This window comes from Streptomyces sp. NPDC107454 (assembly GCF_055582885.1).
In genome coordinates this window covers 1-6611 of sequence record NZ_JBVJPA010000051.1, presented here as the reverse complement: position 1 = coordinate 6611, position 6611 = coordinate 1, and the positions used below count along the sequence as shown (strand labels likewise).

At 63.0% G+C, this 6611-nt stretch carries 5 protein-coding genes; 1 reads left to right on the top strand and 4 read right to left on the bottom strand.

What is annotated here, in order from left to right; translation table 11 throughout:
• Positions 1–182: 182 nt before the first annotated feature.
• The 4 genes from ACZ69M_RS50980 to ACZ69M_RS50965 form a co-directional block, all read right to left on the bottom strand.
• Positions 183–1748, bottom strand: a complete 1566-nt coding sequence (locus ACZ69M_RS50980; protein ID WP_470060526.1) for a hypothetical protein — start codon at positions 1746–1748, stop codon at positions 183–185.
• On the bottom strand, positions 1741–2379 hold the full coding sequence (locus tag ACZ69M_RS50975; RefSeq protein WP_470060525.1) for a hypothetical protein: 639 nt from the start codon (positions 2377–2379) through the stop codon (positions 1741–1743). The genes ACZ69M_RS50980 and ACZ69M_RS50975 overlap by 8 nt, the downstream gene beginning before the upstream one ends.
• Positions 2379–5492 carry an ATP-binding protein gene (locus ACZ69M_RS50970; protein ID WP_470060524.1) on the bottom strand — a complete coding sequence of 1038 codons (3114 nt, stop codon included), beginning with the start codon at positions 5490–5492 and terminating at the stop codon, positions 2379–2381. The genes ACZ69M_RS50975 and ACZ69M_RS50970 overlap by 1 nt, the downstream gene beginning before the upstream one ends.
• A 153-nt stretch (positions 5493–5645) precedes the next feature.
• Positions 5646–5927 carry a hypothetical protein gene (locus tag ACZ69M_RS50965; protein ID WP_470060527.1) on the bottom strand — a complete coding sequence of 94 codons (282 nt, stop codon included), beginning with the start codon at positions 5925–5927 and terminating at the stop codon, positions 5646–5648.
• Here ACZ69M_RS50965 and ACZ69M_RS50960 point away from each other — a divergent pair.
• On the top strand, positions 5844–6530 hold the full coding sequence (locus tag ACZ69M_RS50960; protein WP_470060523.1) for an IS3 family transposase: 687 nt from the start codon (positions 5844–5846) through the stop codon (positions 6528–6530). The two genes, ACZ69M_RS50965 and ACZ69M_RS50960, sit on opposite strands and share 84 nt — an antisense overlap.
• The last annotated feature ends 81 nt before the right edge of the window (positions 6531–6611 follow it).

The window sequence follows — 6611 nt, the reverse complement described above, 5'->3', positions numbered from 1 at the left end:
TCAACATGGACATGCCCAGCAGGTGGTCGACGTGGCGATCAGTACCACGATCGAGCGATCACGAACCGAGGAAGATCGGACTTAACGTCCACTGAAGCAGCCGAACGCCCCGACATCACTCATTCAGGTTCAGTAGCTGTCGGCGATGGCGTCATGGAAAGCCGACAAGGTGGTCAGGGCATTCACGCCCTATTGGGGGGCGAAGTAGTCCATGAGCCGTCCGGTTGCTTGTAATAGTGGTCTCCGAACATATCAGTCCGTTCGGTGCCCCACTTTGGGTTATCAGGATCACTAATAAATTCGACCTCTCGCGCGACGTCGTAGACAAATTTTACTTCTAGGGCCAGGCCGCCCAACTTACCGAGTACACCAATTACACCCGGCACTTCCAAGCCTCCCTTGGGGGCTTCGGCCTTGGGGGCTTCGGCCTTGGGGGCTTCGGCCTTGGGGGCTTCGGCCTTGGGGGCTTCGGCCTTGGGGGCTTCGGCCTTGGGGGCTTCGGCCTTGGGCGGCTCCGTGCCTGGTGGCGACTCGGGCTCGACAGCAACTTGGTCTGGAGGCGTCTCTGCCGGCTGAGGTGGCTCTGACGGAGCCTCTGGCAAACGCGGTTCAGTGGGCACCTCATCCGGCGGGGTCCTGCCGAACCCAGTGTCCGGTTCCTCCGCGTAGCCGCTATCAGGGTTTCCCTTCGGTTCTCGACCGAACCCAATACGTGGCTCTTCCGTGTACGGGCTTGGCCAAGTTCCGTCTGGATCAGCTTTTATTGTGGACTCCGGGTAAGGTGTGTAAATTTCATAAGGCTCGTCGCCCATGCTTCCGGGATGGTCGGGATTTGGCATAGTTCCGGGTAGTGGCGGCTTTTGCCCTGGCTGCCGCCCGGGAGGCAGTACAGGCTCAGTGGGCAATTCATCAGGTGGTATCGGTTCCGTGCCCGGTGGCGACTCGGGCTCGACAGCAACTTGGTCTGGAGGCGTCTCTGCCGGCTGAGGTGGCTCTGACGGAGCCTCTGGCAAACGCGGTTCAGTGGGCACCTCATCCGGCGGGGTCCTGCCGAACCCAGTGTCCGGTTCCTCCGCGTAGCCGCTATCAGGGTTTCCCTTCGGTTCTCGACCGAACCCAATACGTGGCTCTTCCGTGTACGGGCTTGGCCAAGTTCCGTCTGGATCAGCTTTTATTGTGGACTCCGGGTAAGGTGTGTAAATTTCATAAGGCTCGTCGCCCATGCTTCCGGGATGGTCGGGATTGTTCGTTGCGGATGGCTGGATGGTGTCGAGTTCGGGGCGTTCGCCCTGGTGGGCGCCACGGCCCGACTCTGTCCCCGCCTTCTCGCGAATGGAATCACCCTCATACGTGTCCTTTGGTGCGTCGCCTGCGTTCTCAGGTCCTTTGATGTCGAAGCCGGGGTCAATGTCTGCGTTCTCAGGTCCTTTGATGTCGAAGCCGGGGTCAATGTCTGCATTCTCAAGCCCGTGACCCGCGCCGGATCCCGACAGTTCTGGGCGCTCACCTTGGTGAGTGTCACCGCTCACTTCTGACCCTGTTCCACGGATCGAACTCTCGTCCGGTTCCTTTTCGGGACCGGATCCGGACAGTTCTGGGCGCTCGCTCTGCAAGTCGTCGGTTTCGGCTGCGTGCGACTCCGTCTGGGCGTCTCCTGTCAAGCTCGGGCGCTCCGTGCGGGCCGACGTGTCGGGTCCGTCTGGCCTGTCGTAGGCAGTGTCCGTGCGCTCGAAGTCTCTGTCAGACACGACCTATCAGCCCCGAGCGGTGCTGTGATCGGTCGGGATCAAGTGAGTTGGGCTCCAGACTCGCGTAGGCTGGCGTGGCCTCCGCGTTGAACTTGTCAGCAAGCGCCCTTTCGTTCATCGGGTTGTGGGTCTCGCCGCCGTCTTTGGCCGCGGCCCCATCACTCAAGCGTGCTTCGTAATCGGTGGAGTCGGGTTTTGATGAGAGTCCCTGCAATTGGTCGAACGCGTCACGCTGGCGTGCATCAGATTGGCCACACTTACCAAGCTCCAGCTTGAGACCGAAATCCATGCGAGCATTCTTCGCAGAGCCATCTTCGAGCATCCCGACCCCTGGCAGGGGAAGTGATTTGGCAATGGAAACCGCAGCCTTACCCTGTAATCCGATGTCGAGGCCCTCGGTGGATGGACCCTTCCCCACAAAGCTCTCGGGGTGAAGCCGCATCTCCAGGCCCTGTCCGGCCGCGTTTGCTGCATCATTACCACGGAGCGCCGCGCCTTTCTTCATGAGGTCCAACACGGCCTCCTCGGCCATACCCCTCATAAGTTCAACTTGGTGGGATGGATGTTCGTCGGAGGAGGTCGCGATGAGTGTGTGGTCGCGGAGTCCCATCACAGACTTGTCGGAGACCATCAGAGATTGGCCTCCCTCAGGTCACGAGCAAGAAGGCGCCGGACGGTGCGGGGGGCCTTGCGGCGGTCGTCGGCGAGCATTTGTTGTTCGAAGCACAGGCAGACGCGTCGCGCGGCGGTGTCCAGCGTTGCCTTGACTTCATCGGATACCTCCTCGGTGGGGAAATCGATCAGCTCGTATGCTGCGTCCTGGCACACTTCCCATGTGTTCCGACGTCGTTTGTCCTCAGTCCCAGCGTCACGTTGGTCTGCCTCGAACCACGCGACGTGGTGGCGGCGGCTGCTGACCAGATCGGCGACGGCAGAGCGGTACAAGCACAGGGGCGGATCTTGGGTGCAGACAAGATGGCAGGCTGGATACGGTTCGAACTGGCGGGCGTAGAGACGGTGTGCGGTCTGCCGCAAGGCACTCACCAACGGTGCCGAGTTGTCGCCGCCCGTTTCCAGTTTGTCCAGGAGCAGGGCACGTAGCCGGTCACGGAACTCGCTGGTGTCAGCGTAGGACCAGGCACGCTGGGCACCTCGTCGGGAGGCAAGCCAATCGGTGCCGTGACCGGCGAAGGCACGAACGAGTTCGTCGGGAGTGACGCTCGTGGGCCGCTGGGTGCTCAAGACGGAGATGAGGTCTTCCCACAGGCGATCGAATGCCGTGGGCTCGTCGATGACGGATGTCACAATGCGGGAGAGCGTCCGCTGAGCGTACTCGCCGCCTGCGAGGGTCTGGGCTGCCTCACAGGCAGCTGGACGTGCGCATGTCTGTCCGCAGTAGGTTCGGGGCTGGTACAGCTCCCCCCGCGAGCCTGTGTCCCGCCAGCGCTTCATATGGTCCTGCACCTGCGAGTCCGGCGGAGGGCTCGGTGAGAGCGGATCCTTCGTCAACGGTATTCGGATGCGTAGGGGGGCATCATCGCCGCCACTAAACACCGCGGCCTCGCCCACTGCGAGGGTGGTCAGCGCCTTCGCCTGAGGTTCGTCCATCGCCATGGCTCCCGCGAGAGCAGCGCGGTCGTCCGCAGAGACAACACGGTGCGCGATTTTGAGATTGGTGTTCTTGATCACGTCAGGCGCGAGTCGTACCGGGACTTGGTCGGCGATGATCACTCCTTCGCCGTAGGCTCGGATCTCCGAAAGCAGGTTGGAAAATGTCTCCACGGCCTGCCCACGGGGATTAGCTGTCTCTTCACCGACCTGGGTGGGCACGTTAGCCAAGAGCCGGTGAGCTTCCTCGACGACCAGCAGGTGCACCAGCTTGGAGGACTGCCCTTGAGCCCGGCGGTGCTCGACGAGCCGGATCAGCAACAGGCCCGCGAAGAAGGCCTTGTCCCCTTCATCCGCCAGTGCCTCTAGTTCGACCACAGTGGGCGTATCGAATAGTTCTGCGGGTGGCAGGGACTGAGCGACGTCGAGCATCGCGCCTTTGGCGCCGCGGCGCAGCGACTCCAGTCGGGTGAGCAAGGCGGCTCGCATGTCGCCGGCGATACGCTCCTCGTATCCGAGGGCGGGGATGACCTCAGCAACCTTGTCGATCAGACCGGACACCGTGGGGAATGCATCGGCCGTCACGATCGCGCCCTCTAGCCGTGCGTTGGTGTTGGTGCGCAGGTCCCAGCCACGGTCAAGGTAGACGTCGTGGAGACAGCGCTCGAGGATTTGGGGCAGGGGCGTCCACATTCCGAAGGCGGCTGTAAAGACAGTCCGCAGAAGATCGAGGTGCTCGCTGACAGTTGTGCCCGCTGGGACTTCGAAGGGGTTCAGTACGAACGGCGCTACGGTGGCCTTGCCCGCTGTGAAGACCTGCACGTCGTGACCGAGAGTCGGATGGTCAATCAGAGCACGGTACTCGGTCTTGGCCGGCTCGATCACCAGGAAGGGGACGCCTTGGGTACGGGCCTCGAGCAGCATCCCCATGATGGTGTTGGTCTTGCCTGAGCCGGTTGTGCCAGGAATGAACACGTGGCGGCTGAGTGAGCGCAGCGGAACCTGGTAGGTCCCGGCGGTCACCTGGTTGTTGTTCATCACCTGCCCAACCATCAGGTGTGCTTCCTCACTCGTGACCGTTGGAGCCACAACATCAAAGTGGGGTACTTGGCTGACCGTGAAGCCAAGGGTCTCCAGGTTGGGCAGATGCACGTAGGCAGCGAGTTGTGCCGAACTCAGCAGAGTCTGTGCAGCGTAGGGATGCCGGTAGCTGTTGGGGCCCGGCAGCTCGGGACCGTCAGGCAGAGCCCAGTAGGCTGCCAGATCGACAACTGCCGGATGAGCGATCGTGCGTACCGGTTCGGGCACGGACCTCAGTCCGGAGAACACCGCCCGCCATGCGCCGGCCAGTGCGCTCAGGTCCTGGTGGCGGGCTCCGAGCAGGTAGACGGCCGTGCGCCACCCGCCGCGCGCGTGCGCGTCGGCTAGCGCATCCAGACGTGCTTGCAGGAGGGACAGGTAGTGGTCCGCAAGGGGACTGCGAATACCCACGGCCTCTACCGCCGCAGTCACAGAGCGCATCTCGTTGAGGACGAGGTTTCGATCTTCACTGAGAAGGTCCGCGCTGACAGGCGTGGCCAGGACGAGCGTGGCCCAGCGTAGGCCGGTCATTGACCGAACCAACCGGTCGATCGGCAGAGCGCCGTCGCGCTGGTCTACTGTCGCGGGGCTGGGCACGCCAAGGGCGACCGCGCCGCAGGCGAGTCCGGGTGTGCCCACTTCGGAGGCGGCGGCATCCACGGCCGGGTAGCAGCCATCGAGGATAGAGAGGATCACCGACTGCCGAGTGTCGATGATCGTTCCGTCCGGGCTGTCCGTGGCCCAGGTGCCAAGTCGCACCGAGATGCCATCGGGCTCGCCGTCGAGCAGGAATGCAAGAGGGGCGCCAGCACCGGCAAGGCCTACCAGCAGAGGTAGTGTCGGCGGTTCGAAGCTTGTGCCTGTAGACGGCGTCCCGGTCTCCAGTGTGGTGTCGGCTGGTGAGGTCGGTGCGCGCACCGCCCGTCCGATCCCCTTCACACGGATGGCGCGACGCGCACTTGGCGGCATGTTGGCGTCGTTGCTGGATAGTGTCGGAGTGATCTGAACACGCTGGAGGTAATCCACCGCGGCGGTGCTCACTGGATCAGTACTCATGACGGCTCCTGCGGTGACGGCGCTCCGACGCAAAGATGATGAAGGACACGCCGTCCACGCATGGGGTACATGCTGATTGCTGTGTTGCCGATTGGCCGGTCAGTGTGCCGTCGCCTTGGCGCGAACCTCGGTTCTCACGGGCCTTCTGGAAACTCATCCTTGAAAGAACGTCATGAAGAAGCCCCAGATGACGAAGGCCATCACTGCAATCATGAAGATGATGACCGGGATAAGGACGATCTTGGGGATCTGCTTCGCCCGGACGTCGGCGCCGGTCGTCAGGTTTTGCAGACGGTCCACACGCAACGTCCCGCCTTTGCTACGCCCGCGCGCCCTGACCCAGTCACCGTCGTGGACGGACCCGTCGAACCGGTAGCCCCTCATCTCGACTGGAGTGAGCGAAACCCGGTTCCCTGCCGGATCAAATGCTTCCACGCGGAACGTCCAGACCGTAAGATCATCATTTCCGCCTTGCCCGCTCTGGCTCTGCAGGGCCCGGATCTGACCTTCGACGACATCACCAGCGCTGGGCAGCCGCAGCGGCCTTTCCGTGTGCCCCGGCGATCCCTCAGCACGTGGAGCCGGAGGCTGGAGGGGGGGCGGGGGCGCCACCGGCGCGGGTGGAGGCGGCCGAGAGGTGAAGGTGAGGCCGCAGTAGCTGCACGATGTTGCACTTGGTCGTGCTTCACCACCACAATTTGGGCAGACCTCTTTGTCAGGCATGCGGAACACTCCGTACTTCCGCCTGGCTCATGCGCCTGTTTCCAGGAGACACCCGCGGTTCCGCCCTGGCAAATCAGTGAGCGTCGTCGCGGGACCGCGGGCGGTCCCGACTTCGGCTTTGCGGGGTGCGACGGAGGGGACACCAGTGGGAAACCGCCCACTGAGTTCGAACGGATCACCTGGAAGCGCGAGCCCGGATTGATCAAAACCGAGTGCGTCCGCGGCCGCGTCTTCGCCACCCGGGCCGAGGCGAACCTCGCGCTCTTCGAGTACATCGACGGACCCTGTTGCCCGATTGGTCTCAGTGGACGTTAAGTCCGATCTTCCTCGGTTCGTGATCGCTCGATCGTGGTACTGATCGCCACGTCGACCACCTGCTGGGCATGTCCATGTTGA

Coding starts and splice junctions, on each gene's coding strand:
- ACZ69M_RS50975 (WP_470060525.1), bottom strand. CDS start 2,379: ATGGTCTCCGACAAGTCTGTGATGGGACTCCGCGACCACACACTCATC.
- ACZ69M_RS50970 (WP_470060524.1), bottom strand. CDS start 5,492: ATGAGTACTGATCCAGTGAGCACCGCCGCGGTGGATTACCTCCAGCGT.